Annotated in this window: 17 protein-coding genes and 1 CRISPR repeat array; of the genes, 10 read left to right on the forward strand and 7 right to left on the reverse strand. The window is 67.7% G+C overall.

Annotated elements, in window-relative coordinates:
- Positions 1-45 precede the first annotated feature (45 nt).
- From DM194_RS12280 to cas2, 7 genes are read left to right on the forward strand one after another with little or no spacing between them, the layout of a single operon-like run.
- Positions 46-1623, forward strand: a complete 1578-nt coding sequence (locus DM194_RS12280; RefSeq protein ID WP_246024329.1) for a CRISPR-associated helicase/endonuclease Cas3 — start codon at positions 46-48, stop codon at positions 1621-1623.
- Between the two features lie 9 nt (positions 1624-1632).
- Entirely contained in the window at positions 1633-2307 is a 675-nt protein-coding gene (gene cas5c, locus DM194_RS12285) for a type I-C CRISPR-associated protein Cas5c (RefSeq protein WP_111067556.1), read from the forward strand.
- Positions 2304-4112 carry a type I-C CRISPR-associated protein Cas8c/Csd1 gene (gene cas8c / locus DM194_RS12290; protein WP_111067557.1) on the forward strand — a complete coding sequence of 603 codons (1809 nt, stop codon included), beginning with the start codon at positions 2304-2306 and terminating at the stop codon, positions 4110-4112. The genes cas5c and cas8c overlap by 4 nt, the downstream gene beginning before the upstream one ends.
- Before the next feature lie 3 nt (positions 4113-4115).
- On the forward strand, positions 4116-5069 hold the full coding sequence (gene cas7c / locus DM194_RS12295) for a type I-C CRISPR-associated protein Cas7/Csd2 (RefSeq protein WP_111067558.1): 954 nt from the start codon (positions 4116-4118) through the stop codon (positions 5067-5069).
- Between the two features lie 36 nt (positions 5070-5105).
- Entirely contained in the window at positions 5106-5780 is a 675-nt protein-coding gene (gene cas4, locus DM194_RS12300) for a CRISPR-associated protein Cas4 (RefSeq protein ID WP_111067559.1), read from the forward strand.
- 4 nt (positions 5781-5784) lie between these two features.
- Positions 5785-6825 carry a type I-C CRISPR-associated endonuclease Cas1c gene (cas1c, locus tag DM194_RS12305; RefSeq protein ID WP_111067560.1) on the forward strand — a complete coding sequence of 347 codons (1041 nt, stop codon included), beginning with the start codon at positions 5785-5787 and terminating at the stop codon, positions 6823-6825.
- A 6-nt stretch (positions 6826-6831) separates the two neighbouring features.
- Positions 6832-7122, forward strand: a complete 291-nt coding sequence (gene cas2, locus DM194_RS12310; RefSeq protein ID WP_111067561.1) for a CRISPR-associated endonuclease Cas2 — start codon at positions 6832-6834, stop codon at positions 7120-7122.
- Positions 7123-7293: 171 nt separating this feature from the next.
- Positions 7294-13242: a CRISPR direct-repeat array (repeat unit 32 nt; unit sequence GTCGCCCCCTACGCGGGGGCGTGGATCGAAAC).
- Between the two features lie 1131 nt (positions 13243-14373).
- Here cas2 and clcA read toward each other — a convergent pair.
- Positions 14374-15642, reverse strand: coding sequence for a H(+)/Cl(-) exchange transporter ClcA (gene clcA / locus DM194_RS12320; protein WP_246024330.1), 1269 nt, complete (start codon positions 15640-15642; stop codon positions 14374-14376).
- Positions 15643-15856: 214 nt separating this feature from the next.
- Between clcA and DM194_RS12325 the strand changes: the two genes are divergently transcribed.
- A complete protein-coding gene (locus DM194_RS12325; protein ID WP_111067563.1) occupies positions 15857-16168 on the forward strand; it encodes a transposase in 312 nt (103 codons plus the stop codon).
- 240 nt (positions 16169-16408) lie between these two features.
- On the forward strand, positions 16409-17305 hold the full coding sequence (locus tag DM194_RS12330) for an NAD(P)/FAD-dependent oxidoreductase (protein ID WP_246024219.1): 897 nt from the start codon (positions 16409-16411) through the stop codon (positions 17303-17305).
- A gap of 94 nt (positions 17306-17399) precedes the next feature.
- Here the strand turns inward: DM194_RS12330 and gyrB are convergent, their stop codons facing one another.
- The 5 genes from gyrB to DM194_RS12355 all read right to left on the reverse strand — a co-directional run bounded on the left by gyrB (position 17400) and on the right by DM194_RS12355 (position 25296).
- A complete protein-coding gene (gene gyrB, locus DM194_RS12335) occupies positions 17400-19889 on the reverse strand; it encodes a DNA topoisomerase (ATP-hydrolyzing) subunit B (protein WP_111067565.1) in 2490 nt (829 codons plus the stop codon).
- Positions 19890-19979: 90 nt separating this feature from the next.
- Positions 19980-21158 (reverse strand): DNA replication/repair protein RecF, encoded by a 1179-nt coding sequence (gene recF, locus DM194_RS12340; protein ID WP_111067566.1) that lies wholly within the window; start codon positions 21156-21158, stop codon positions 19980-19982.
- 64 nt (positions 21159-21222) lie between these two features.
- On the reverse strand, positions 21223-22353 hold the full coding sequence (gene dnaN, locus DM194_RS12345) for a DNA polymerase III subunit beta (protein WP_111067567.1): 1131 nt from the start codon (positions 22351-22353) through the stop codon (positions 21223-21225).
- A 169-nt stretch (positions 22354-22522) separates the two neighbouring features.
- Entirely contained in the window at positions 22523-24253 is a 1731-nt protein-coding gene (locus DM194_RS12350; protein WP_111067568.1) for a hypothetical protein, read from the reverse strand.
- A 167-nt stretch (positions 24254-24420) separates the two neighbouring features.
- Positions 24421-25296 (reverse strand): SDR family oxidoreductase, encoded by an 876-nt coding sequence (locus DM194_RS12355; RefSeq protein ID WP_111067569.1) that lies wholly within the window; start codon positions 25294-25296, stop codon positions 24421-24423.
- 125 nt (positions 25297-25421) lie between these two features.
- On the opposite strand from DM194_RS12355, the gene DM194_RS12360 reads away from it, so the two are divergent.
- Positions 25422-26240, forward strand: a complete 819-nt coding sequence (locus tag DM194_RS12360) for a tetratricopeptide repeat protein (RefSeq protein WP_111067570.1) — start codon at positions 25422-25424, stop codon at positions 26238-26240.
- 95 nt (positions 26241-26335) lie between these two features.
- Here DM194_RS12360 and trxA read toward each other — a convergent pair whose 3' ends face one another.
- Positions 26336-26659, reverse strand: a complete 324-nt coding sequence (gene trxA, locus DM194_RS12365) for a thioredoxin TrxA (RefSeq protein ID WP_111067571.1) — start codon at positions 26657-26659, stop codon at positions 26336-26338.
- Between the last annotated feature and the right edge of the window lie 25 nt (positions 26660-26684).

Below are 26684 nucleotides of genomic sequence, written 5' to 3' on the forward strand. Positions count from 1 at the left end.
GAGGTGCTGACTGCGGTTCGGGCGAGAGCAGACGATGAGCCGGGATTGTTCTCGCTGACGGTACCGACCGGCGGCGGCAAGACCCTGTCGTCGCTGGCCTTCGCCTTGGACCATGCGGTTCGGCATGGGCTGCGGCGGGTCATCTATGTGATCCCCTTCACCTCCGTGGTCGAGCAGACGGCAGCGGTCTTCCGCGACGCGCTGGGCAGCGACGACGCCGTGCTCGAACATCACAGCGGTTTCGATTTCGGACCGGCGGACGGCAGCGCGCCCGACGATGAAGGCAAGGACGGTGCCCGCAAGCTGAGACTCGCCGCTGAAAATTGGGACCGGCCGGTGGTCGTCACCACCGCGGTGCAGTTCTTCGAAAGCCTGTTCTCTAACCGCCCGTCGGCTTGCCGGAAGCTGCATGCCATCGCCGGGTCGGTGGTGATCCTGGACGAGGCGCAGACCTTGCCGCTGAAGGTGCTGCGGCCATGTCTGGAGGCGTTGCGCGAGCTGGCGCGCGGCTATCGCAGTTCCGTGGTTCTGTGTACGGCGACCCAGCCGGCGGTGACGACGGATGCCGGCTTCAGGGGCGGGCTGGACAGGGTGCGGGAACTGGCGCCCGACCCGCCGGACTTGTACCGCCGGCTGAAACGGGTGACGGTCAGCACCATCGCCGAACCGGTGTCCGACGAGGCGCTTGCCGAACGGCTGCTGAACGAACCCCAAGCATTGTGCATCGTCAACAGCCGTCGGCATGCCCGCGATCTGCACCGGCGGATCGCAGTGGCCGAGGGAGCACGACATCTGTCCACCTGCCTGTGCGCCAAGCACCGCCGGGCGGAATTGGCGGCCATCCGCCAGGACATCAAGGATGGCAAGACCGTCCGGCTGGTTTCGACCTCCCTGGTCGAGGCTGGGGTGGATTTCAGCTTTCCCGTCGTCTACCGGGCGATGGCCGGCCTCGACTCCATCGCCCAAGCGGCGGGCCGCTGCAACCGGAACGGCGAGTTGCCCGAGCTGGGGCGCGTCTTCGTCTTCGACAGCCCAGAGGATGAAGGCCACCGGCCGCCGGTGGAGTTGGCGCTGTTTGCTCAGACAGCCGCCAGCGTTCTCCGCGCCCATGACGACCCGCTGGCTCTCGACACGTTGCGCGCCTATTTCCGGCAGGTCTACTGGCTGCGTGGCGACGAGGATCTGGACGCTGCCCCGGTGGGGGAGGGGCCGGACGCCATCCGCGGCATCCTGAACGCCTTACGCCTTCATCGGCGTAAGCACGACTTCCCCTTCGCCGACATTGCGAAGGCGTTCCGGATCATCGAGTCGCCGCTGGTGCCGGTGATCGTACCCTATCGTCCTGCCGGTGAGCCGGACGCCGTCCCGCGCCTGCTAGACGCCCTGCGCCACGCTCCGGCGGACAAGACCGGGGGGATTGCCCGCGCCCTGCAGCCCTATCTGGTCCAGGTTCCCCGTTCGGCCCGTGCCGGCTTGCTGAAGGCCGGGGCGGCGGAGTGCATCCGGAGCGGCGAGTTCGGCGACCAATTCGTCGCGCTGGTCAACGGCGACCTCTACCACCCCGACGTCGGGCTGGATTGGGAGGATCCTACCTTCCGGCGGTTCGAAACCAGCATTTTTTGAGGGAGAGCCATGGCCTACGGCGTGAAACTTCACGTGTGGGGCGACCGCGCTTGCTTCACCCGGCCGGAAATGAAGGTCGAGCGGGTGTCCTACGACGTCATGACACCCTCGGCCGCGCGCGGCATCCTGGAGGCGATCCATTGGAAGCCGGCGATCCGCTGGGCAATCGACGCCATCGAGGTGCTGAAGCCGATCCGCTTCCAGTCGATCCGCCGCAACGAGGTGGGATCGCGCGTGCCGACCGCGGCGGTGCGCAAGGCGATGAAGGCCGGTGCGGTAGAGGACCTACGCATGGTGGCGGAGGAGAACCGGCAGCAGCGCGCCGCGACCCTGCTGGTCGACGTTGCCTATGTCATCCACGCCCATTTCGAACTGACGGAGCGCGCCGGACCGGGCGACAGCGAGGCCAAGCATCTGTCGATGTTCAACCGCCGTGCGGCCAGCGGACAGTGCTTCCAGCAGCCCTGCCTGGGCGTGCGGGAGTTCCCGGCGAATTTCGCCCTGCTGGAGGATGGCGCCGCACCGGTGTCGGAACTGCCACTGGACCAGCGTGACCGCGACCTCGGCTGGATGCTGCTCGACATTGACCATGCCAACGACATGACCTCGCTGTTCTTCCGCGCGGCGCTGCGCGACGGAGTGATGGCAGTGCCGCCGCTGAACTCGGTGGAGGTGCGGTCATGACCGTCCTTGCCGCGCTCAACGGCTACTATGACCGGCTGGCCGATCGTGGCGAGGTGCCGCCCTTCGGCTATTCGACGGAGCGGATCGCCCACATCATCGTCCTGTCGCCCGAAGGCGAGACGGTGGAAATTCTGCCCTGGCAGAGCCTGTCGGGGAAAAAGGCGGAACCACGCCCGACGGCGGTGCCGCAATCCTTCAAGCGTCCGGGAACCACACCGCGCTCTTTCTTCCTGTGGGACAACGGCAAGTTCGTGCTTGGCCTTGGGGTGGACAAGGTGACGCGGCAGCGGGTTGCCCATCCGGCCAACCATGCAGCCTTCCAGGAGTTGCACCGTCGGCTGCTGGCCGGAACCGAGGATGCCGGGCTGGCCGCCCTGTTGCGCTTCCTCGATGGCTGGTCGGCCGACCGTTTCGACGCCTGCGGTTTCACCGACGCCATGCTCGACCAGAACTTCATGTTCATGCTCGACGGCGACCGGAATGATCGGGGGGAGCCGCGCTTCCTGCACGACCGTCCCGCCGCCCGGCGCATCTGGGAGCGCGCGGTGGCCGAGGGTGCCGGGGGTGAAGGAATCTGCTTGGTAACGGGAACGCGCCAGCCGATCGCCCGCCTGCACCCGGCGATCAAGGGGGTGATGGACGCGCAGAGTTCCGGCGCCTCCATCGTCTCCTTCAACAACGACGCCTTCACCTCCTACGGCAAGGAGCAGGGGCTGAACGCGCCGGTGTCGGAGGCGGCGGCCTTCGGGTATGGCGCCGCCTTGAATGCGCTGCTGGCGCGGGGCAGTGGAAACCGGTTGGTGATCGGCGACGCGACCACCGTGTTCTGGGCCGATGCTTCCGGTGGCGAGGAGTCTGCCCAGAGGGCGGAGGTGCTGTTCCACGACCTGCTCAGTCCACCGCCGGCCGAAGATGCCGACGAGGCGCAGGCGATTCGCAACGCCCTGCTACCGGTCAGCCAGGGGCGGCCGGTGCGGGAGATTGCGCCGGAACTGGACGAGCGGACGCGCTTCTATGTGCTCGGCCTGTCGCCGAACATTGCCCGGCTGTCGGTGCGTTTCTGGCTGGAGGACAGCTTCGCGGCCATCGCCGAACGCGTCGGGCGCCATTGGGAGGATCTGCGGATCGATCCCGCGCCCTGGCGCACCGCGCCGGCGGTCTGGATGCTGCTGCGCGAGACCGCCCCGCTGGGCAAGACCGAGAACATCGCGCCGCAACTGGCCGGGGAGGTGATGCGCGCCATCCTGACCGGCGGCCGCTATCCCCGCAGCCTGCTGGCGGCGGTCATCACCCGTATGCGGGCCGGCGACCCGGTGAACGGCGTGAAGGCTGCGATCTGCCGGGCCTGCCTGAACCGCGACTCCCGCCTGGGAACGAAGAAGACGGAGGAGATACCCGTGAGCCTGAACCGAGACGAGGCGAACCCGGCCTACCGGCTGGGCCGCCTGTTCGCCGTGCTGGAGGGTGCCCAGCGGGCGGCCCTGGGGGACGTGAACGCCAGCATCCGCGACCGCTATTTTGGTGCCGCATCGGCCACCCCGGCGAGCGTCTTCCCGATGCTGCTGCGCAACAGCAACCACCATCTGGCGGTGCTGCGCAAGGGCGACAAGCCCCGTCTCGGTGGCTGGTTCGAGGGGGAAATCGGCCAGATCCTCGGCGGGCTGGACAGCGGCTTCCCGCGCTCGCTGCGCATCGAGGATCAGGGGCGCTTCGCCATCGGCTACTACCACCAGCGCTATTCCGGCAAGGCCGCCGCTTCCACCGACCGGCCCGGCGCCACTGAACAGACCGTTTCCGAGGATTGAGCCATGTCCGCGATCCAGAACCGCTATGAGTTCGTCTATCTGTTCGACGTCACCAACGGAAACCCGAACGGCGATCCCGACGCCGGCAACCTGCCGCGGCTCGATCCGGAAACCAACAAGGGTCTGGTGACAGACGTCTGCCTGAAGCGGAAGATCCGCAACTTCGCCGCACTCAGCCGTGACGGCGAGCCGCGCTACGGCATCTATGTCCAGGAAGGGGCCATCCTGAACGAGAAGCACCGCGCCGCCTACCGCGCCGTCCGTCCGGACGACAAGGACGTCGAGAGCGCAAAGAAGCTGTCGCCTAAGGAAGCGGAGGAAAAGGCCGTCCGGCAGTTCATGTGCGACAACTTCTTCGACGTCCGCAGCTTTGGCGCTGTGATGAGCACCAGCATCAACTGTGGGCAGGTGCGTGGGCCAGTCCAGCTGTCCTTCGCCCATTCGGTGGAGCCGATCCTGCCGCTGGAGATTTCGATCACCCGCATGGCCGCCACCTCGGAGAAGGAGGCGAAGGAGCGCAAGGACGGCGACCCGGCGGATGATGGGCGCCGCGACAACCGTACCATGGGGCGCAAGCATGTCGTCCCCTACGGCCTGTATCGCTGTCATGGCTACATCTCCGCCAAGCTGGCGGAGGGGACCGGTTTCGACGAGGACGACCTGGACCTGCTGTGGACCGCGCTGGAGGGGATGTTCGACCATGACCGCTCGGCCGCCCGCGGCGAAATGGCCGGCCGCAAGCTGGTCCTGTTCCGCCATGACAGCGCGCTCGGCAACGCTCCGGCCCACCGCCTATTCGACCTCGTCACGGTGAAGCGGCACTTCCAGGGCGAGGATTACGAGCTGGACGGCCCCGGCACCGGCAACCTGCCGCCGGCCCGCCGCTTTGCCGATTACCGGATTGCCCTGGATGCGGCCCGCGTGCCCGCCGGGGTAACGATGATCGAGAAGTTCTGAACGAAGGGGACAGCCAGCCGGGGAAGGGGGCGCGGTATGGACGACGATGATCTTCTTCCCCTGTCGGCCTTGCAGCACCAGCTGTTTTGTTCCCGCCAATGCGCCCTGATCCATGTCGAGCGGCAGTGGCAGGAGAACACCTTCACCGTCGAAGGCCGGCTGCTGCATGACGCTGTGGATGCGGGCGGCCGGGACAGGCGCGGCACCGTCCGCACGGTGCGGTCGATGCCGTTGCGCTCGCAGAGGCTTGGCCTTGCCGGGGTTGCCGATCTGGTCGAGCTGCATGGTCCCGAGCAGCGACCCTACCCGGTCGAATACAAGCGCGGCCGGCCCAAGGCCCACCGGGCGGACGAGGTCCAGCTCTGCGCCCAGGCCATCTGTCTGGAGGAGATGTTCCACACGGACATCGCCGAGGGGGCGCTCTTCTATGGGGAGAACCGGCGGCGTGTCGTTGTCCGGCTCGACGATGAGTTGCGGGAGCTGACCGAACGGACGGCGGCCGCCGTTCGCTCCATGATCGAGTCGGGCCGCACCCCGCCGCCGGTGTACGAGGCGGCCAAATGCCGGAACTGCTCGATGATCGAGCTTTGCCGGCCGCGCCGGCTGGGCCGTCCGCCGCCGGTTGCCGACTGGCTTGTCCGGCACTTGGAAGATGGCGAGGACGCGATGCCGCCCGATGACCGTGGAGACACTGACCGGGGAGACTCCTGATTCCATGCGCCAGCATTTGAATACGATGTTCGTCACGACCGAAGGCGCATGGCTGGCCAAGGACGGCGCCAACATCGTGGTGGAGGTGGAGCGGCGGGAAATCGGCCGCGTGCCCATGCACATGATGGGCGGCATCGTCTGCTTCGGCCGGGTCGGCATGTCGCCGCCGCTGATGGGGGCCTGTGCCGAAGCTGGAGTGACGGTCTCCTTCCTGACCGAACACGGCAAGTTCCTGGCGCGGGTGGAGGGGCCATGCAGTGGAAATGTGCTGCTGCGCCGGCGCCAGTATCGGGTGGCCGACGATCCGGACGCCGGGCTCGTCATCGTCCGCGCCATCGTGACGGCGAAGACGGCAAACCAACGTGCGGTGCTGCGCCGCGCGCTACGGGACCATGGGTCTTCGATGGCGGAGACCGGTCGGGCTGGACTGGACGATGCTCAGCGCCGCTTGGGAGACGTGGCACGCCGGGTGATAGAGGCGGGGAGCATCGACGTCGCGCGCGGCCATGAGGGAGATGCCGCCAATGCCTATTTCGGTGCGTTCGACCACCTGATCCGTCGTGACGATGATGTCTTCCGCTTCCGCGGTCGCAGCCGCCGTCCGCCGCTGGACGCCTGCAATGCCCTGCTATCCTTTTTATACGCCATGGTCGGGCACGATTGCCGCTCGGCGCTGGAATCCGTTGGTCTGGACCCGCAGGTCGGCTTCCTGCATCGCGACCGTCCCGGCCGTGCCGGCCTCGCCCTCGACCTGATGGAGGAGTTCCGCCCTGTGCTGGCCGACCGGGTCGTTCTGACTCTGATCAACCGGCAGCAGATCGGGCCGAAGGATTTTACCTACATGGAAGGCGGTGCCGTCCTGTTGCGCGACGACTCCCGCAAGGCTGTCCTTGCTGCCTATCAGGAGCGCAAGAAGGATGAGATCACCCATCCGTTCCTGAACGAGAAGGTCAGCCTGGGATTGGTCCCGCACATTCAGGCGCAGCTGCTTGCCCGCCATCTGCGCGGCGACCTCGACGGTTACCCGCCGTTCCTTTGGAAATGACCGGCGATGCTGATGTTGATCACCTATGACGTGAACACCCAGGATGCGGCCGGCCGCCGCCGATTGCGCCGGGTTGCGAAGGCATGCCGGGATTTCGGCCAGCGGGTTCAGTTTTCTGTGTTCGAATGTGAGGTCGATCCGGCACAATGGACTGCGCTGCGTGCCCGCCTGCTCGGTGAAATCGACCAGAGCACCGACAGCCTGCGCTTCTACCATCTTGGCGCCAATGCGAGCCGCCGCATTGAACATGCCGGCGCCAAGCCCGCGCTGGACCTCGACGGGACGCTGGTGTTCTGAGCGTGCGCGAACCCGAAGCGGACAGGAAACCCCTGGGAGGTCCGCACCGCAGCGCTGTCAACGACTTAGCTTCAATGGCATAGTGAGCGACGCCCGACAGAGTGGAGCGCACGAGTGGTTCGCGCTCGATCCGGGATTGTGGGTTCCTGAACAAGTGGATATTGACTGGCAGTCGCCCCCTACGCGGGGGCGTGGATCGAAACAGGCCAGACAGGACGGCGCCGACGTCCGCTTGGCTGTCGCCCCCTACGCGGGGGCGTGGATCGAAACACCATTCCAGTTCGTCGCTTGCCTTGGCCGGACGGGTCGCCCCCTACGCGGGGGCGTGGATCGAAACCGATCCCGCAGAACCTCAACCCCGACACGGCGCGCGTCGCCCCCTACGCGGGGGCGTGGATCGAAACACCTTGGCGGCACACTCGACATACGACGCGCCGCGGTCGCCCCCTACGCGGGGGCGTGGATCGAAACAGGAACTTCAGCGCGTGCATGACGTGGTCGATGGTCGCCCCCTACGCGGGGGCGTGGATCGAAACTCGACCATGGCAAGCTCCTTCGCCATGTCGAGAGGTCGCCCCCTACGCGGGGGCGTGGATCGAAACATTGCTGGTCTCCTTGGGGCAAAAGAAAAGCCCGCGTCGCCCCCTACGCGGGGGCGTGGATCGAAACAGGACGTGCTAGAGGCCGAAGGAGTGGAGTTCATCGTCGCCCCCTACGCGGGGGCGTGGATCGAAACACCATCACCGACGCCGGCCGCGCCGCCCTTGCCAGTCGCCCCCTACGCGGGGGCGTGGATCGAAACGACTTCAAGCTGAAGCCGGAGGCCGATTACCGCAAGTCGCCCCCTACGCGGGGGCGTGGATCGAAACTGGTTCACGTCGATCCGGTCGCCGTAGACCCGAGCGTCGCCCCCTACGCGGGGGCGTGGATCGAAACAAGCGCGATGGCGCTCCAGGCTGCGTCCATGTGGGTCGCCCCCTACGCGGGGGCGTGGATCGAAACGGACGATCACCCGGAACACGCCGCCCGCCTGCAGCGTCGCCCCCTACGCGGGGGCGTGGATCGAAACGTTCCCGGATGGATGGACTGATGTCCCGTACAGGGGTCGCCCCCTACGCGGGGGCGTGGATCGAAACAGCTTGTTGTTGCCCATCATCAGGCGGTCGCGTTCGTCGCCCCCTACGCGGGGGCGTGGATCGAAACCCTTCATTCAAGTTTGTGTCGGTGACACTCCGCGGTCGCCCCCTACGCGGGGGCGTGGATCGAAACTCCGTCGCGCTCTTGGCTCCACGCTTGGCCTTCGGTCGCCCCCTACGCGGGGGCGTGGATCGAAACAGCGCATGACTGATCGAGGCTGCGAGCATGGTCTGTCGCCCCCTACGCGGGGGCGTGGATCGAAACGGCAGGGGGCGCGTCGGGGCGCTGGGGGGATCGGGGTCGCCCCCTACGCGGGGGCGTGGATCGAAACGGCCCTTGGTCAATCGAGACCGGGCATCGTCTGGTCGCCCCCTACGCGGGGGCGTGGATCGAAACATCGACGCCACCGTGTCGGCGACAGAGGCGACAGTCGCCCCCTACGCGGGGGCGTGGATCGAAACCCCGGCATAGTGCTGGCAGCGCGCCACCAGGATCGTCGCCCCCTACGCGGGGGCGTGGATCGAAACGCCTGCCACGCGACCACAGCGGCCTTGGTCAGCGGGTCGCCCCCTACGCGGGGGCGTGGATCGAAACCATGCAGCACCGGTGCAGGTGATGAAAGCCCACTGGTCGCCCCCTACGCGGGGGCGTGGATCGAAACCCTCGTTTAGCAGCGTCCGATACAGGCGGAACCGGTCGCCCCCTACGCGGGGGCGTGGATCGAAACAGGTTGAACGAAATGGTGCCCGCCAACCCGGTCGTCGCCCCCTACGCGGGGGCGTGGATCGAAACATCCGGCACGTGAGACCGGAGCAATGACATCTGCGTCGCCCCCTACGCGGGGGCGTGGATCGAAACTCCATGAAGGTGGTGAAGCGGTGGGAAGCGTCGCGGTCGCCCCCTACGCGGGGGCGTGGATCGAAACCACTCTTCGACCGTCCAGCCGTCGTAGCCAACGGGTCGCCCCCTACGCGGGGGCGTGGATCGAAACATCGCATCGCGGACAATCTCCTGCTGCGCGTTGGTCGCCCCCTACGCGGGGGCGTGGATCGAAACTCCGGGTCGGTCCAGCAATGCGGGCGGTCGAAGGTCGCCCCCTACGCGGGGGCGTGGATCGAAACCTTTGCCGCGCTTGTCCCCGCCACCGCATTATATCGGTCGCCCCCTACGCGGGGGCGTGGATCGAAACAGGACCTCAGCAACAGGGCTGTGCGAGGCGATTGTCGCCCCCTACGCGGGGGCGTGGATCGAAACTTGCCTTCAATGGAGAGCGTAAGGTGCCGCTGGAGTCGCCCCCTACGCGGGGGCGTGGATCGAAACAGCGCAACCGCATTATGGCAGGCCCCGCTCGCGCGTCGCCCCCTACGCGGGGGCGTGGATCGAAACCCATGAAAAAATACCAGAAATCTTGGAAGAATGGTCGCCCCCTACGCGGGGGCGTGGATCGAAACACCGCCGCCGAAGCCCGGTCATACATCGACGTGGGTCGCCCCCTACGCGGGGGCGTGGATCGAAACCTTCGGGAAGCGGTTTGGTTCGGTTGGCGTGGGCGTCGCCCCCTACGCGGGGGCGTGGATCGAAACGTTGCTGCCGGCCTGTCGGAAGGCGCCGCCCGGGTCGCCCCCTACGCGGGGGCGTGGATCGAAACTGAGCGATTGGGAGGGGCGCGGCAAGCTGCGCATGTCGCCCCCTACGCGGGGGCGTGGATCGAAACATGCGCGGTCGTCCTGTCCAGATCGTCAAGACCACGTCGCCCCCTACGCGGGGGCGTGGATCGAAACTACTGACTGAGATCGGAAGCGGAAGCCGTACTGGGGTCGCCCCCTACGCGGGGGCGTGGATCGAAACACGCCGCTGTCGATGACCAGGGAGCGCAAGGCGGTCGCCCCCTACGCGGGGGCGTGGATCGAAACCATGCAGGCCACCATTGCCAAGCTGGACAGCCTCCGTCGCCCCCTACGCGGGGGCGTGGATCGAAACCGCCATTCTTGCGTCAGCCATTGCAACCCGCGCGGTCGCCCCCTACGCGGGGGCGTGGATCGAAACCATGCAGGCCACCATTGCCAAGCTGGACAGCCTCCGTCGCCCCCTACGCGGGGGCGTGGATCGAAACGATATCAGCGCCCGGGCGACCACGGCCGAAATCGAGGTCGCCCCCTACGCGGGGGCGTGGATCGAAACCCACTTGGCCCACCCCATGCAATTGTCGTCCGACCTGTCGCCCCCTACGCGGGGGCGTGGATCGAAACAGCCGGCGGGCCGCGGTCTCGACGGTCATGGCCGTCGCCCCCTACGCGGGGGCGTGGATCGAAACATGCCTCCACCGCCCGACCGGCTGCGTCCGAGTGGTCGCCCCCTACGCGGGGGCGTGGATCGAAACGTCGTGCAGCCGCTGGAGGCAACCGATGCCGACGAGTCGCCCCCTACGCGGGGGCGTGGATCGAAACAATGCAGCGATGGTGTTAACGCCGCCGCCCTGCAGTCGCCCCCTACGCGGGGGCGTGGATCGAAACACCGCCGTCTCGAAAGCAGACTGCTTGTTGTAGGCGTCGCCCCCTACGCGGGGGCGTGGATCGAAACTCGAACATCGAGCATCTGGACCTCGCCCACTACAAGTCGCCCCCTACGCGGGGGCGTGGATCGAAACAAGGCCTACGGCATCGGTGAGGTGCTGGCCGGCACGTCGCCCCCTACGCGGGGGCGTGGATCGAAACCGGTGCCTGGGCGACTGGTGCCGGCACGACCACCGTCGCCCCCTACGCGGGGGCGTGGATCGAAACTGAGCGATTGGGAGGGGCGCGGCAAGCTGCGCATGTCGCCCCCTACGCGGGGGCGTGGATCGAAACTGGTTCCGCATCGCGTTGGCGATAGCCTCGGACGGTCGCCCCCTACGCGGGGGCGTGGATCGAAACCATGACCACCCGTGGAGTTTCGTCACACTGATCGTCGCCCCCTACGCGGGGGCGTGGATCGAAACGGCGTCGATGCGCTTGTGCCTCCAGCACCCTCCAGGTCGCCCCCTACGCGGGGGCGTGGATCGAAACGTTCGTCGCAGTCATGTCAGCCCCACGATTGGCGGGTCGCCCCCTACGCGGGGGCGTGGATCGAAACGCCAGATCGTAGTCGGACAGGCTCATTGGACGGCCGTCGCCCCCTACGCGGGGGCGTGGATCGAAACGTGACCGGGTGAGTGCTCCACCATGCGCGGGTGAGAGTCGCCCCCTACGCGGGGGCGTGGATCGAAACTCCGTCGCGGTAAAGCTCCAACTCGTTGAAGGCGGTCGCCCCCTACGCGGGGGCGTGGATCGAAACACAGACGGGGGTTCGCAGGGTCATCAACCCGACTGTCGCCCCCTACGCGGGGGCGTGGATCGAAACAGCGCCTCAATGGAGCCGTTGAAGCCGATGGAGGGTCGCCCCCTACGCGGGGGCGTGGATCGAAACAGTCCCGGCGTGCTGCCTGCGGCTCGTCGGTACTGGTCGCCCCCTACGCGGGGGCGTGGATCGAAACAAGCTGTGATGGTCGCGCCCTACCGCCCAACCATGTCGCCCCCTACGCGGGGGCGTGGATCGAAACGGCGGCGGACCAGCCGGGGATGGACGATAGAGCCGTCGCCCCCTACGCGGGGGCGTGGATCGAAACTGCGCCGGAGCGGCACCCTGCTGACCGCTTGAGAGTCGCCCCCTACGCGGGGGCGTGGATCGAAACCTGGACGATGCCTGCGGCGGTTTGCGCGGCGGCGGTGTCGCCCCCTACGCGGGGGCGTGGATCGAAACGTCAGAGCAGGCTCGGACGGCGCCACGGCTGACCAGGGTGCGGGTCGCCCCCTACGCGGGGGCGTGGATCGAAACGTCAGCAGCATGAACGTCGGCAGCGGCGTGCCAGTCGCCCCCTACGCGGGGGCGTGGATCGAAACGGTGTATTGGCCGCTCCACCAGTTGTCATCCTCCCAGTCGCCCCCTACGCGGGGGCGTGGATCGAAACCCGCCCGCCTGATGGTGATGGCGGAGCGCATTGTGTCGCCCCCTACGCGGGGGCGTGGATCGAAACCGAACCATGGCCGCCAATTCGTTGAAGGCGGCGTCGTCGCCCCCTACGCGGGGGCGTGGATCGAAACGCCTCCAGCACATGCCGGCTCCCACCGTTGGGCGAGTCGCCCCCTACGCGGGGGCGTGGATCGAAACCGTCTGAAAAATAGCCCCACCCGCTGGAAACATTGGTCGCCCCCTACGCGGGGGCGTGGATCGAAACTCCATCATGCTGCCTCCCGCTGGACGGCTGCGGTCGGTCGCCCCCTACGCGGGGGCGTGGATCGAAACAGGTATTCGAGCATCTGAGCGCGGACCTTGCCCCAGTCGCCCCCTACGCGGGGGCGTGGATCGAAACTCGAAGTGGACTTGGATGAACTGAAGCGCGGCGTCGCCCCCTACGCGGGGGCGTGGATCGAAACAAGACGGCTCTCGACTTCGCGATGGATGTGATCAGTCGCCCCCTACGCGGGGGCGTGGATCGAAACTGCCGGTGGTATGCCGACGAAGCAGCGCTAGGCCGTCGCCCCCTACGCGGGGGCGTGGATCGAAACCTGCGCGGCACCGGTACGGGCGCCTCTCCGAAGGGGTCGCCCCCTACGCGGGGGCGTGGATCGAAACAGCATCGTGAACGCCTTGGGGCGGGTGATGCCGTGTCGCCCCCTACGCGGGGGCGTGGATCGAAACCTTAGCGGTAGTCATCGAAGCTGTGTCCCGATTGGTCGCCCCCTACGCGGGGGCGTGGATCGAAACCCACACGATCTCCAGATCAGGCCAGCCGGCGCGCGGTCGCCCCCTACGCGGGGGCGTGGATCGAAACAGCCATCCCCACTGCCGGCCGATGGCATAGGCGGTGTCGCCCCCTACGCGGGGGCGTGGATCGAAACCATGACAAGGAGGCCGGCACCCGCGGCAACTGCAGTCGCCCCCTACGCGGGGGCGTGGATCGAAACGGGTCTTCGGCGGACTGGTCGAGGCGCATGACCGTCGCCCCCATGCGGGGGCGTGGCTCGAAACTCCAGCTTGTCGGCTAGGGCGAGTAATGCGGATTGTCGCCCTCCATGCGGGGGCGCGGATAGAAACCAGCGCTCGACGGCGCGTTCCAGCTGGGTGAGGGGTCACCCCCTGCGCGGGGGCGTGGATCGAAACTCCGTCAGAATGAAGGCGCTGACAAAGATGTTGAAGGTCGCCCCTCATGCGGGGGCGTGGATCGAAACACCGCCCCCCTTCGAGGCGGGCGACACCGATCTGACGTCGCCCCCTGCGCGGGGGCGTGGATCGAAACGGCTCCAGCAGCGTATACAGCTCGCGGTAGTTGGTGTCGCCCCCCGCGCGGGGCGTGGATCGAAATACCAAGAGCATGCACCGTTGCAAGGAGGAAGTCGCGTCGCCCCCCGCGCGGGGGCGTGGATCAAAACATGACCGACAAGGCCGCGCGCTATGCCGACAAGCGTCGCCCTCTACGCGGGGGCGTGGATCGAAACACCTACTCGGTCGTCGGCGGGGCCGATGCCGCTCGTCGCCCCCTACACGGGAGCGTGGATCGAAACGTTACCGGTATGGCGGCCTCGCGCGGCTATTGGGTGTCGCTACCCATGTGGGGGGTGTGGGTCGAAACTACGAAGGGTTGTGGACTTAGTCGGGGAAAGCGAATTGTTCCCTACGCAAGGGCGTAATCAAACCATCCGGCGTCATAGCATTCGCCATCGCCGTGGTGGTCGCCACCTACGCGGGACGACTGCGTCAAACGTCTATGGGCGGCAGAGTCAATTCTCGGTGGTTGCGCGCCCCCGCAACCAACGACACCAGACGCCCCGGTTCGAAAGAGCCGGGGCGTTCGTGCGTTTGAGGTTCATTTCGCCACACGCCTCAAGGATTGCCAGCAGGTCGCCATGAAGCTGCGCCTCCAGCCCGGCGCCTGGGGCAGGGGGACAGCACGACGCGGTCGACCATGGACCGGATCATCTCCATTGCGGCCATTTCCCCGTTCTCTTGATCTCTGCAATGCGGCAGCCCGGCAAAAAGATCACCGTTGCCCAGCGGTGGACTCCGCCGTCGTGCCGATTTGCGCACCAAAGTCTCGCCTCATTCGCCCTTGGCGGGTTTCGCCGGTGGCTCAATGCCGGCCAAGATCAACGTGCGGTCCAGCAATTGGTGGTAGATCGGCTTGCCGCCCAGCCATTGCGCGGCGAGGTTGGCAGAGAGGCAGGTGGCCAGCAGCGGCATGGCTACCTCAAAGGCGCCGGTCAGTTCCAGCGTCAGCACCACCCCCACCATGGGCGAGCGCACCGAGGCGGTGAACAACCCGCCCATTGCCGCAACGGCGAAGGTCGCCGGGATAATCCCGGCGTGGGGCGCAACCATGCCGGCGAGGCCGGCAAAGGCCAGCCCGACACACCCCGCCAACGACAGTATCGGCGCGAAGATGCCGCCCGGCACGCCCGTCGAGTAGCTCCCGATGGAGGTGCAGAACCGAACCGTCGCCAGGGCGAGCAGAACCAGCACGCCGGGCGGCTCGCGTACCAGCGCCGGGAGCACGGCCTCCCCGCCTGTCACCGTCGCGGGAAACAGGGACAACAGCGCCCCTACGACGAACCCGACCGCTGCCGGGTAAAGATAGGGCGCCTTTTTCTGTACGGCAGCCGCGAAAGCCAACGCCTTGAGGATGCCGGCGTTGAGCACGACGCCGAGTCCCCCCAGCAGGCACCCGAGCAGCACAAAGAGCGGCAGCATGGTCAGAGGCGTCTTGGGTGCCGGCAGTGAAAGATCGGGAGCCGTACCGCCGATCCATTGGGTCATGACGGTGGCCAACACAGCGGCGATGATGACAGCCATATATGTGTCAGACCGATAGGGAAACTGCTGCCGGGTTTCCTCGATCACGAACAAGACGCCGGATACGGGGGCATTGAAGGCGCAGGCCAGTCCCGCCCCCGCCCCTGCTGCCAGCAAGCCGCTGCGCTTCGTTGCGTCCAGCTGGAACCGGGCAGCGAGTATCGCCGCGACCGAGGCGCCGATATGAATCGTCGGCCCTTCGCGCCCCAGCACTAGCCCTGAGCCGATCGCCGCGGCCCCGCCAATAAATTTGACCGGCAGAACCCGTTCCCCATGGACTTCGCGCAGGCCCTCCATCGCCCCTTCCACTTCCTGAACGCCGCTGCCGCCGGCTTCGGGCGCGGCGCGGCGGACCAGCGCCATCACCCCCACAGTCACCGACATGGTGATCAGCGCGGTCAGCAGCACCAGCAGCGGCCCATCGACCAGCCCGTGCAGCTGTGCGGGCCAGTGCAGCAGGGCGTCGATGGCGAGGTGGAACAGGGACCCGATCGTGCCGGCAAGCACCCCCACCACCATGGCGAGCACCAGATACCACCCTTGCCCCCGCTGTCCCGTTGATTTGGGGCCTGCTGGAACTGGATGGTGCATGGGCTCTCCCTTCGGGTCCGTAGCGGCGGTCGATTTCCAGGTTCAACGCGGAGGGCGATCAGTATGTGTCCGGCGACAAATTGGTCGGCATCCACTCCCCCAACCCAGGATATAAACGCCAAAGGCAAGGCAGACAGTGCCCATGAGGAGGAGAACGGCACGGCGCCTCTTCACGGATGAGTTCAAGCAAGAAGCGTTGACGCTGTTGGCCAGCAGCGGCCGCTCCCTTGCACAGGTAGCCCGGGAATTGGCGGTGCAGCCATCAGTGCTGCGGAAATGGCAGCGCCCCCTGACCACTGGCGTCGATAAAGCATCGGAAATCGCCCTTCTGAAACGCGCGACGCCGCTCGTAGGGGGCCTGTTCGCCTACATCGAAGGGTATTGCAATCGCCGGCGACCGCACTCGGCTCCCGGCTACATCACCCCGGACCAGGCCAAGCTGCGAGTTGCTTAACCTCGTCTCCATTCTGCCGGAGGAAGGCCATCTGTGCATTTCACCGATGGCGAGCGTGACATCCGGCCGCTCCGCTTGTCTAGAGTCCATCAGATGCGGAATGCGGCATCTGGCAGACCTTGAGCTTTTGGCTTTCCGTGCGGTTCACGGTTCAAGCGCATCCGCTTGAACCGATCACACTCCAGGAACCGAAGGGTAAGATTCGGTTCCTGGTTCAAGACAAGGAGCGCGATGCCGCCCATGCTCGATTGTCTGATCGTCGGTGGTGGTCCCGCCGGATTGACCGCCGCCATCTATCTTGCCCGCTATCGCCGGTCGGCCCTGGTGGTGGACGAGGCGAAGAGCCGTTGTGCCTGGATTCCGACCTCCCACAACCTCGCCGGCTTCACGGGGGGCATCCGCGGCACCGATCTGCTCGCCCGCATCCGCGCCCAGGCCGAGACCTATGGCGGCCGCATAGAAACCGGTTCGGTGGCCGCGCTGGAGCGGGTGGAACGCGGCTTTCGCGCCAAGCTGGGAGACGGCAGGCAGGTGGACGCTGCCGCCGTTCTGCTGGCGACCGGCGTCATCGACGGCCAGCCGCGGGTATCTCATCTTTACGAGGCGATGCAGCGCGGTCAAATCCGGGTCTGCCCGATCTGCGACGGTTACGAGGTCATCGATAAGCGGATCGCCGTCCTCGGCCATGGCGCGCAGGCGGTCGGCGAAGCGTGCTTCATCCGCACCTACAGCCCGACCGTGACCCTGCTGACGCTGGGCGAACCGATGGCTTTGACAATGGAAGAGCGCACCGAATTGGGAACCGCCGGCATCGCGGTGATCGAGGAACCGGTGACCGCAGTCGAGGCCGGCGCGGGCCAGAGCACCCGCCTGACCTTGGAAAGCGGTCAAATCCTTGATTTCGATACGCTCTACTCGGCGTTGGGCATCACCGCGCGCTCCGGTCTGGCCGAGCAGGTCGGGGCGGAGATGGACACTGACGGACGCCTGATCGTCGACCGGCACCAGCGCAGTTCGGTTCCCGGTCTTTATGCCGCCGGCGATGTCGTCTCCACCCTCAACCAGATCGCCGTCGCCATGGGGGAGGCGGCGATCGCTGCGACCGCAATCCACAACGATCTGCGGAACCCCGGCTGATCTGCAAATCCAGTTGATCTGCAAACGCATCTGCAAAGAAAAAGGGGCGGAGCCTTGCGGCGCCGCCCCTTTCCGATGTGTCAGGTTACGTGGATCAGACGTCCAGGTTCGACACCTTCAGTGCGTTATCCTGGATGAACTCGCGCCGTGGCTCGACGATATCGCCCATCAGGGTGGAGAACACCTCTTCCGCCTGATCGGCGTGGCTGACGCGGACCTGCAGCAGCGAGCGCTTGGTCGGGTCCAGCGTGGTTTCCCACAGCTGGTCCGGGTTCATCTCGCCCAGGCCCTTGTAGCGCTGGATGGTGACGCCGCGGCGGCCCAACTCCATCACCGTGTCGAACAGGGCGACCGGGCCGGTCAGCGCGCGAGTCTCCTTTTGCTTTTCAAAGGCCTTGCCGGGGGTGCCGAACACCCGCTTCAGGTCGGCGGCCAGCCCGTCCAGCCGGCGTGCCTCGCCGCTTTTCAGCAGGTCGACGTCGAACAGATGGCGATGGGTGACGCCGCGCCGGGCGCGGATGACGGCATAGCCGCCCTGGGGCAGGGCTTCGCCGCGCCAGCCGCCATCGGCGTCCATCGCGTTCATCCGCTCGGCCACCGCCTTGGCCGCAGCCTCGGCCGCGCCCTTGTCCTCGGCAAGGGTGGCGGAGAGGGTGCCGGCGACCGCCGCCTGCTCCACCACCATGGCGTTGCCGACCTTGCGCGACAGCGTGTCGATCGCCGGGCGGGCGGTGCGGGCCTGATCGACCAGACCGGTCAGCTGCTCGCCGATCAGCAGGCTGCCGTCGGACAGCTGGACCGACAGGTCGCCCAGTGCCGCCTCGACCAGATATTCTTCCAGCGCCCGGTCGTCCTTCAGGTAGCGTTCCTTGGCGTTGCCGCGCTTGATGCGGTAGAGCGGCGGCTGGGCGATGTAGAGATAGCCGCGCTCGATCAGCTCGGGCATCTGCCGGAAGAAGAAGGTCAGCAGCAGGGTGCGGATGTGGCTGCCGTCCACGTCCGCGTCGGTCATGATGATGATCTTGTGGTAGCGCGTCTTGTCGGCGTTGAACTCGTCGCGGCCGATGCCGGTGCCGAGCGCGGCGATCAGCGTGCCGATCTCCGCCGAGCCCAGCATCTTGTCGAAGCGCGCGCGTTCCACGTTCAGGATCTTGCCGCGCAGCGGCAGGATGGCCTGGAACTGGCGCGAGCGGCCCTGCTTGGCCGAGCCGCCGGCAGAGTCGCCCTCGACGATGAACAGCTCCGACGCCGCCGGGTCGCGCTCCTGGCAGTCGGCCAGCTTGCCGGGCAGGGACGCCATGTCGAGCGCACCCTTGCGGCGGGTCAGTTCGCGCGCCTTGCGGGCGGCCTCGCGGGCGGCCGCGGCCTCCACCACCTTCTGGACGACGCGCTTGGCGTCGGCCGGATGCTCCTCGAAATACTGGGCCAGCGCCTCGCCCACCACCGCCTCGACGACGGGACGAACCTCCGACGAGACGAGCTTGTCCTTGGTCTGGCTGGAGAATTTCGGATCCGGAACCTTCACCGACAGGACGCAGGTCAGACCTTCGCGGGCGTCGTCGCCCGACAGGTTGACCTTCTCCTTCTTGGCGATGCCGGATTCGGCCGCATAATTGTTGATCGCGCGGGTCAGCGCGGCACGGAATCCGGCGAGATGGGTGCCGCCGTCCTTCTGCGGGATGTTGTTGGTGAAGCACAGCGTCGTCTCGTGGTAACTGTCGTTCCACTGCAACGCGCATTCCACCGTCACCACGCCGCCATGTTCGGTCGGGCGCTCGTTCTTCAGGGTGATCGCCGGCTTGTGCAGCGGCGTCTTGGAACGGTCGAGCCAGTTGACGAAGGCTTCCAGGCCGCCTTCGTAATGCAGGTCCTGCACCTTCGGCTCCACCCCGCGCGCATCGGTCAGCACCAGGCGGACGCCGGAGTTGAGGAAGGCCAGCTCGCGCAGCCGGTGTTCCAGCGTGGCGAAATCGAACTCGATGTTGGTGAAGGTCTCGGCCGAGGGCATGAAGGTGACTTCGGTGCCCGACAGCTGTTTGCCCTTCTCCGGCACCATCGGCGCCTCGCCGACATCGGCCAGCGGGGCCTCGGCGACGCCATGGCGGAAGCGCATGGTCCAGGTGCGGCCGCCGCGCCAGATGCGGAGATCCAGCCTTTCGGACAGCGCGTTCACCACCGACACGCCGACGCCGTGCAGACCGCCGGAGACCTTGTAGCTGTTCTGGTTGAACTTGCCGCCGGCATGCAGCTGGGTCATCACGACCTCGGCCGCCGAGACGCCTTCCTCCGCATGGATGTCGGTCGGGATGCCGCGGCCGTTGTCGCGCACCGTGACCGATCCGTCGGCGTTCAGCAGAACCTCGACCTTGTCGCAATAGCCGGCCAGCGCCTCGTCGATGGCGTTGTCGACCACCTCGTACACCATATGGTGCAGGCCGGACCCGTCGTCGGTGTCGCCGATGTACATGCCGGGGCGTTTGCGCACGGCATCGAGCCCGCGCAGAACGGTGATCGACTCCGCCCCATAGTCCGCCTGCTGGGGCTCCGACTGCGGGAGGTCGTTCTTCAGTGCTTCCTGTGCCATGCGTCGACTATAACAGATTCGGTTGCGGATTCGGCGGTTTAGCGTGCGTGAACACGCTTTTTTTCTGGGTCTCGGCCCGTATTTCCAGCCCTATCCGGGGCGGATTCGGGCGTCTTCGATGTGGAACCGGCGTGCATCCTCCCCAAGCGGGTCGAAAACCCCCTCGTCGGTGCCGGTCATCCAGGCTTGGGCGCCCAATGCAAGGATTTCGCCGAACAGCGCCGCGCGCCGGTCGGGGTCGAGATGGGCGGCCACCTCGTCCAGCAGCAGGATCGGCGCGGCCCCACGCTCGGCCGCCAGCAGCCGGGCGTTGGCGAGCACGATGGCGATCAGCAGGGCCTTCTGTTCGCCGGTGGAGCAGAAGGCGGCCGGCATGTCCTTGGGCGCATGGCGGACGGCGAGGTCGCTCTTGTGCGGTCCCACCGTGGCGCCGCCCGCATCGGCATCGGCCCGGCGGCCGGAGCGCAGGCTGTCGCGCAGCATATCTTCCGCCGCCAGCGCCGGACCCTCGTCCAGCCAGCGTTCCACCGTGCCGGCGACGGCGAGGTCGGCGCCTGGGAAGGGACCGACCGACCGGGCGCAGGCGGCGCGCAGCCGCTGCACCACCTCGCGCCGGGCCGCGGCGACGGCGATGCCGGTGGTCGCCATCTGGTCCTCCAGCGCCCCGAGCCAGCCTTCGTCGAAGCGGCCGTCACGCAGCAACCGGGCGCGTTCGCGCAGGGCATGCTCGTAGCGCGACAGCCGGCCGGCATGGGCGGGATCGAAGCCGAAGACCAGCCGGTCGAGGAAGCGGCGCCGTCCGCTCGATCCTTCGAGGAACAGGCGGTCCATCTGCGGGGTCAGCCAGACCATGGCGACGTGGTCGGCAAGCGCGGTCTGGCCCTTGGCCGGGTGGCCGTCGATGCGGACCAGCCGGCGGTCGCGGTCGGAGGCGCGGCTTCCGTCATGCGGCTCGCGGCCGGTGCCGATTTCCACCGGACCGAAGGGGGTGTCGAGCGTCGCCGCCACCGCCCAGCCGGCGCCGGGGGGCGATCCCAGCTTCTCCACCTCGGCCAGCCGGGCGCCGCGGATGCCGCGGCCGGGGGCGAGGAAGCTGACGGCCTCAAGCAGGTTGGTCTTGCCGGCGCCGTTCGGGCCGATCAGGGCGACGGGGCGGCGGTCGGGCTCCAGCCGCGCGGACTCGTAGCCGCGGAAACGCGTCAGCGTCATCCGTCGCACGGCCAAGGCCGGCGTCAGGGGTGCGGCGGGCACCGAAGCGCCGCCGCTCATCGAAACTGCCGTGTGCTGCAACTGGTCCGTTCCGCCTGGGGCGGGGAGGATCCCCGCAGCCCCATCACACACGCATCGGCATCAGGACGTAGAGCGCGGTGGAGTCGGCGACGTCGCGGATGATGGTCGGCGACGCGGCGTCGGCCAGCGTGAACTGGGCGCCCTCGCCCTCGATCTGCTGCGTGATGTCCAGCAGATAGCGAGAGTTGAAGCCGATTTCCAGCGGGGACTCGGCGTAATTGACCTCCAACTCCTCGGTGGCGCTGCCGGATTCGGGGCTGGTGGCGGACAGGGTGAGCGCGCCGCGGACCAGCGACAGCTTCACCGCCCGGCTCTTTTCGGTGGAGATGGTGGCGACGCGGTCGACGGCGGCGGCGAACAGCTTGGCGTCCACCTCCATCACCTTGTCGTTGCCGACCGGGATCACCCGCTCATAGTCGGGGAAGGTGCCGTCGATCAGCTTGGAGGTGACGACGACGCTGTCGAAGCCGAAGCGGATCTTGTTGTCGGACAGCGACAGCTCGATGCGGTCGGCGGCCTCGTCGACCAGCTTGCGGATTTCGGTGACGGTCTTGCGCGGGATGATGACGCCGGGGATGCCCTCGGCGCCGTCGGGCAGCGGCATCTCGACCCGGGCCAGCCGGTGGCCGTCGGTGGCGACCGCGCGCAGGACGGAGGTCTCCAGGCTGCCCGACTTGCTCTTGGTGGCGTGCAGGTAGATGCCGTTCAGGTAATAGCGCGTCTCCTCGGTGGAGATCGCGAAGCGGGTGCGGTCGATCAGCGCGCGCAGGTCGGCGGCGGCGACCGAGAAATTGTGCTTCAGTTCGCCGCTGGACAGCTGCGGGAAATCCTCCACCGGCAGGCAGGACAGCTTGAACTGCGACCGGCCGGAACGCAGCGTCAGGATGGTGCCGTCGCCACCGATGTCCAGTTCCACCTGGCTGCCGTCGGGCAGCTTGCGGACGATGTCGAACAGGGTGTGGGCCGGCGCCGTGGTGCCGCCGGGGCGCCCGACCGTGGCCGGGACCGTCTCGACGATCTCCAGGTCCATATCGGTGGCGGCCAGCGACAACTCGCCGTCGCCCGCGCGCAGCAGGACGTTGGACAGGATCGGAATGGTGTTCCGCCGCTCGACCACACTCTGCACGTGACCCAGGGAACGGAGAAGGGCGGCGCGTTCGATGGTGATGTTCATGCTGGCGTCGTCTCGGCGGGAGGAGTGACTGGAAAACGGGTCCACCGGGGTTGCGGGCCGTTGTCCGGCCGTCCCGCCCCGAGCGGGCGCGCATCATACCACATCGATGGTTGCGTCGAACCAAATTGTTGCGGTTAAGGCCTTTGGCCAATGGGGGCATCCGCAGCGATCACTCCCCCCGCCGCCGCGCCTCATGCAGCCGCAGAATGTCGACGAAATCCGCGCTCTGCCAATTCCTCGACCGGCTGAGTTCGCCGCGCACGCTGCCGACGAAGGCGTCGATCACCGCCCATTCGTCGTCGGAAATCTCGCCCGCCGCCTCCAGATAGCTGTGCACCACCCGGTGCAGGCCCTGGCTGACCGGGCTGATCCAGCCGTCCACCGTCTCGCCCATCGCCGCCATCAGCCTGCGGATGCGCAGCATGTGGGCCATACGGTGGGCCGGCTTCTCCTGCGGTTCGGCCTTCATGGCCTGGAGGAAGGCGATGCGGCCGCTTTCCACCGCGTAGAGGCGCAGGGACTTCAGCTCCGGGTTGGCGTAGCCGGCATTGCCGAGATAGCGGCCCCAGCGCCAGACCAGTTCGATCAGCCAGACGATGTCCTCATGGTCGGGCTCCGGGGCGTGGCGGGCGTTCATCGCCGCCTGCAGCCGGGCGGCCAGCGCCGGCATCACCGTGCCGGTCAGGTCGCGGCTGACCGCCGCCAGCTCCGCCCGCAGCGCCGGGCCGGTGGAGCGGCTGGCGAGGAAGCCGGTGCCGGACAGCGCGGTCAGCGCGCGGTCGAGCCGCTCCACCGCCTCGCCCAGCAGGGCGCGGGTCGGGGCGGGGGCGGAGAGGACGCCGCCTTGCTGGATCTCCATATCCCCGAACATGCCGTCCACCACCTCGCGGATGGTGGCGCAGGCGGCCTGGAAATGGCAGAGAAGGGCGCGCAGCAGCGGGTGCGACTCGCGCACCGCCGCCGGACCGCCATGCTCGCGCACATGGCGCAGGAACACGTCGTAGCGCCGCTTGACGTTCAGCCCGTAGAGCGGGGCGAACCAGGCCAGCACCTGCGACTGGTCGCGGAAGGGCAGGCCGAGATCGCGCAGCCGGCGGACGAAGCCGACCATCAGCGCCGACTGGCAATCCACCTCGGCGGAGCGGGGGTCGCCGGGGCCCTGCGTCTCTCCCAGACGCATCTCCTCGATGTCGCGGCGCATCCGCTCGGTCAGCGGCACCAGCGCTTCGTTGTGCTCCAGCAGGGCGCGGACGAAGCCCAGCAGATCGCCGTCGATCGGCGCCTTGCGGCCGAGATACTGGGTGCGGAGCCCGGCATCGTGCCGCGCCTCGTCATTCGCCAGCGCCAGGAAGCGGTCGGTCAGCTTGCGGTCGCCGGCCATGGCGTAGAGGAAGTCCAGCGCTTCCCGGCGCATCAGCTCGCGCATCACCATCGCGTCGGGGCTGGACAGCACGGCGTCCAGCATCGACTCGCGCGCCATGGCGTCCAACCGGCTCTGCACCTCCGCCGCGAGGCCGGGAAAGGCGTAGCGCGCCAGCGCCGCCCAGATGCCGCCCATGTCGACCCGCTGGATCAGCGCCGGCACCGACTCGGGCGAGCGGTACAGGATGGGGTCGTCGACCAGGAAGGGTTCGAACAGGCTGGTGAACAGGCGGCGCGCCTTCATCGGCCTCAGCCGGTTGAAATGCTCGACCAGCGCGTCGCGCAGATGCCGCGCCCGCTCGCCGTTCGGGCTGGCCGCCCCCTCCACCGCGTCCAGGACGGAGCGGATGGCATGCATCGGGATGCGGGAGACGACCTCGTCCATCTGCCGGCGGAAGGCGCTGGAGTCGATGCCGTCCACGCCCGCCGCGGGGGTGGCGGAGGGGAGTAAGGTCGTGACCGTCGGCGTGCTGTTCATGCGCCCAACACCTCGCGGGATAGTCGTCACCCGGACGCTCATGATCCAGCGAGATTATTAAATAAGTTTTGCCTTTTCCATGCGTGTCTTTGGCTAAATGTTATGATTACCGGTATATGCCAATTATTTGCTTTGGAACCTTAGTTTTATCTTTCCCCAATTTCCGGTCATAGCCCGGCCGTCAGCTGTGCCTCCAGCCCGGCGCGGTAATCGGGATAGGCCAGCGTGACGCCGAGCTGGCGCTTGATCCGGTCGTTCTTCACCCGGCGGCAATCGGCGTAGAAGCTGGCGGCCATCGGCGACATCTCCGCCTGATCGAAGGGGATCAGCGGCGGCGGCTCCACCCCCAGCAGGCGGCAGGCATACTCCACAACCTCGTGCGAGGGGCTCGGCAGATCGTCGGCCACATTGTAGACCGCGCCCAGCGTCGGCCGCGCCATCGACGCGCGCAACGTCCTGGCGATGTCCTCGACATGGATGCGGCAGAACACCTGACCCGGCTTGTCGACCCGCCGGGCGGTGCCGTCGCGCACGGAATCGATGGCGCTCCGGCCGGGCCCGTAGATGCCGGCCAGCCGGAACAGATGCATCGGCACGCCATACTGGCGGTACAGGTTCAGCCAGCCGCGTTCCGCCTCCACCCGCCGCTTCTGACGTTCCCCGGTCGGCTTCAGCCACGCGGCTTCGCTCACCCACTCGCCGCCGGTATCGCCGTAGACGCCGGTGGTGGACAGGTAGCCGGCCCAATCCAGCGTGCGCAGGTCGGCCAGATCGCGGGCATGCTGGTCCAGCACCGGGTCGCCCTTGGCATCCGGCGGGATGCTGACCAGCAGATGGGTGGTGCCGGCCAGCGCCGCCTTGGCATCGGCCAGCGGCCGGCCGCGGTCGAACAGGAAGGCTTCGATCCCCTGGGCCTCCAGCTCCGCCTTCTTCTCCTCGCTGCGGCAGGTGGCGGCGATGCGCCATCCGTCGGCGCGCAGCGCGTCGGCGAAGACGCGGGCGCTGTAGCCGGGGCCGAAGACGAACAGGCGGGGATCGGTCATCGCGGGCGGTTCCCGTTGGGGCAGGAGGGGGGCGTAATGCCGGGGGCTCGGCTTCTGGGCGTGGGCTTATGGGCTTGGCTTGCGGGCTTGCGCCCCGCCCGGCGATGGCGGAGTGTAAAGGCACCATGACCCGACGCAATCCTTACCTTTTCGGCGCGCTGGCCCTCGGGCTGTTCGCAGCCCTGCCGGCGGCGCACGCCGCATCCGGCTCCCCGTCCGCCCTGGACCGCAACCGCGAGCTTCAGGCCTGCGCCGCCAAGGCGGAGGCGAATCCCGACGGCGCCAAGGCCGACGCAAGACGCTGGCAGGAGCAGGGCGGCGGCGACTACGCCAGGCTCTGCGAAGCGCTGGCGCTGTTCCATGGCGGCGACTTCAAGGCGGCCGGCACCAAGATGGAGGCGCTGGTGCCGACGCTGGGCAGGGACGACCCCAAGGCCGCCGCCTCTCTGCTCGGCCGGGCGGGCTGGGCGTGGCTGCGGGCCGGCGACCAGGGCCGGGCGGAGCGGCTTTACGGCGCCGCGCTCGACAAGACGCCGGGCGACGTGGATCTGCTGATCGACCGCGCCTTCGCCCGCGCCGAGGGCGAACGCTTCTGGGACGCCATCGCCGACCTGGACGCGGCGCTGTCGCGCGACCCGCGGCGGGCCGACGCCTATCTCTACCGCGCCACCGCCCACAAGGCGCTGTCCAACTACCGGCAGGCGCTGGCCGACATCGACCATGCGCTTGAACTGAAGCCCGGCGATCCCGAGGCGATCCTGCTGCGCGGCAACGTCAAGGCGATGGGCGGCAACCTGCCGGCCGCGCGCGACGACTGGGCGCTGGCCCGCCGCGTCGCTCCCGACAGCGAATGGGGCCGCGCCGCCGCCGACAATCTCGCCCGCACGGCGGAGGCCGCGGGGGCTGCGGGTAAGGATAAGGCGCAGGAGAAGAAGGCGCAGTAGGGTGTGTCGGCGCTGAACGCCAGCGTTTTCAACGAAAAAGCCCCGCCGCGGCAACCGCGGGCGGGGCTTTTCCTTACCTGGAGCTGTCCGGCCGCTTACAGCGCCGACTCGACCCACTGGAACAGCGCACCCTTGGGCAGGGCGCCGATCTTGGTGGCGGCCACGCTGCCCTCCTTGAACACCATCAGCGTCGGGATGCCGCGAACGCCGTACTTGCCCGGGGTGAGCGGGTTCTCGTCAATGTTCAGCTTGGCGACGGTGACCTTGCCCTCATACTCGCGGGCCAGCTCGTCGAGCGCCGGGGCGATCATCTTGCAGGGGCCGCACCATTCCGCCCAGAAATCGACCAGGACCGGGCCGGTGGCCTTCAGGACGTCCTGCTCGAAGCTGTCGTCGGTAACCTTGATGGTGGTGCTCATGTGACCTCTAGCCTGGATTCGGAAG

Origin of the sequence: Azospirillum ramasamyi, from assembly GCF_003233655.1 — a bacterium.
Classification (GTDB): domain Bacteria; phylum Pseudomonadota; class Alphaproteobacteria; order Azospirillales; family Azospirillaceae; genus Azospirillum; species Azospirillum ramasamyi.

What these genes read in the sequence shown, in the direction of transcription:
- cas2 (WP_111067561.1), top strand. Translation starts at nt 6,832, where the DNA reads ATGCTGATGTTGATCACCTATGACGTGAACACCCAGGATGCGGCCGGC.
- gyrB (WP_111067565.1), bottom strand. Translation starts at nt 19,889, where the DNA reads ATGGCACAGGAAGCACTGAAGAACGACCTCCCGCAGTCGGAGCCCCAG.
- cas7c (WP_111067558.1), top strand. Translation starts at nt 4,116, where the DNA reads ATGTCCGCGATCCAGAACCGCTATGAGTTCGTCTATCTGTTCGACGTC.
- cas4 (WP_111067559.1), top strand. Translation starts at nt 5,106, where the DNA reads ATGGACGACGATGATCTTCTTCCCCTGTCGGCCTTGCAGCACCAGCTG.
- cas1c (WP_111067560.1), top strand. Translation starts at nt 5,785, where the DNA reads ATGCGCCAGCATTTGAATACGATGTTCGTCACGACCGAAGGCGCATGG.
- DM194_RS12325 (WP_111067563.1), top strand. Translation starts at nt 15,857, where the DNA reads ATGAGGAGGAGAACGGCACGGCGCCTCTTCACGGATGAGTTCAAGCAA.
- DM194_RS12330 (WP_246024219.1), top strand. Translation starts at nt 16,409, where the DNA reads ATGCTCGATTGTCTGATCGTCGGTGGTGGTCCCGCCGGATTGACCGCC.
- DM194_RS12360 (WP_111067570.1), top strand. Translation starts at nt 25,422, where the DNA reads ATGACCCGACGCAATCCTTACCTTTTCGGCGCGCTGGCCCTCGGGCTG.
- trxA (WP_111067571.1), bottom strand. Translation starts at nt 26,659, where the DNA reads ATGAGCACCACCATCAAGGTTACCGACGACAGCTTCGAGCAGGACGTC.
- cas5c (WP_111067556.1), top strand. Translation starts at nt 1,633, where the DNA reads ATGGCCTACGGCGTGAAACTTCACGTGTGGGGCGACCGCGCTTGCTTC.
- cas8c (WP_111067557.1), top strand. Translation starts at nt 2,304, where the DNA reads ATGACCGTCCTTGCCGCGCTCAACGGCTACTATGACCGGCTGGCCGAT.
- clcA (WP_246024330.1), bottom strand. Translation starts at nt 15,642, where the DNA reads ATGGTGGTGGGGGTGCTTGCCGGCACGATCGGGTCCCTGTTCCACCTC.
- recF (WP_111067566.1), bottom strand. Translation starts at nt 21,158, where the DNA reads ATGAGCGGCGGCGCTTCGGTGCCCGCCGCACCCCTGACGCCGGCCTTG.
- dnaN (WP_111067567.1), bottom strand. Translation starts at nt 22,353, where the DNA reads ATGAACATCACCATCGAACGCGCCGCCCTTCTCCGTTCCCTGGGTCAC.
- DM194_RS12350 (WP_111067568.1), bottom strand. Translation starts at nt 24,253, where the DNA reads ATGAACAGCACGCCGACGGTCACGACCTTACTCCCCTCCGCCACCCCC.
- DM194_RS12355 (WP_111067569.1), bottom strand. Translation starts at nt 25,296, where the DNA reads ATGACCGATCCCCGCCTGTTCGTCTTCGGCCCCGGCTACAGCGCCCGC.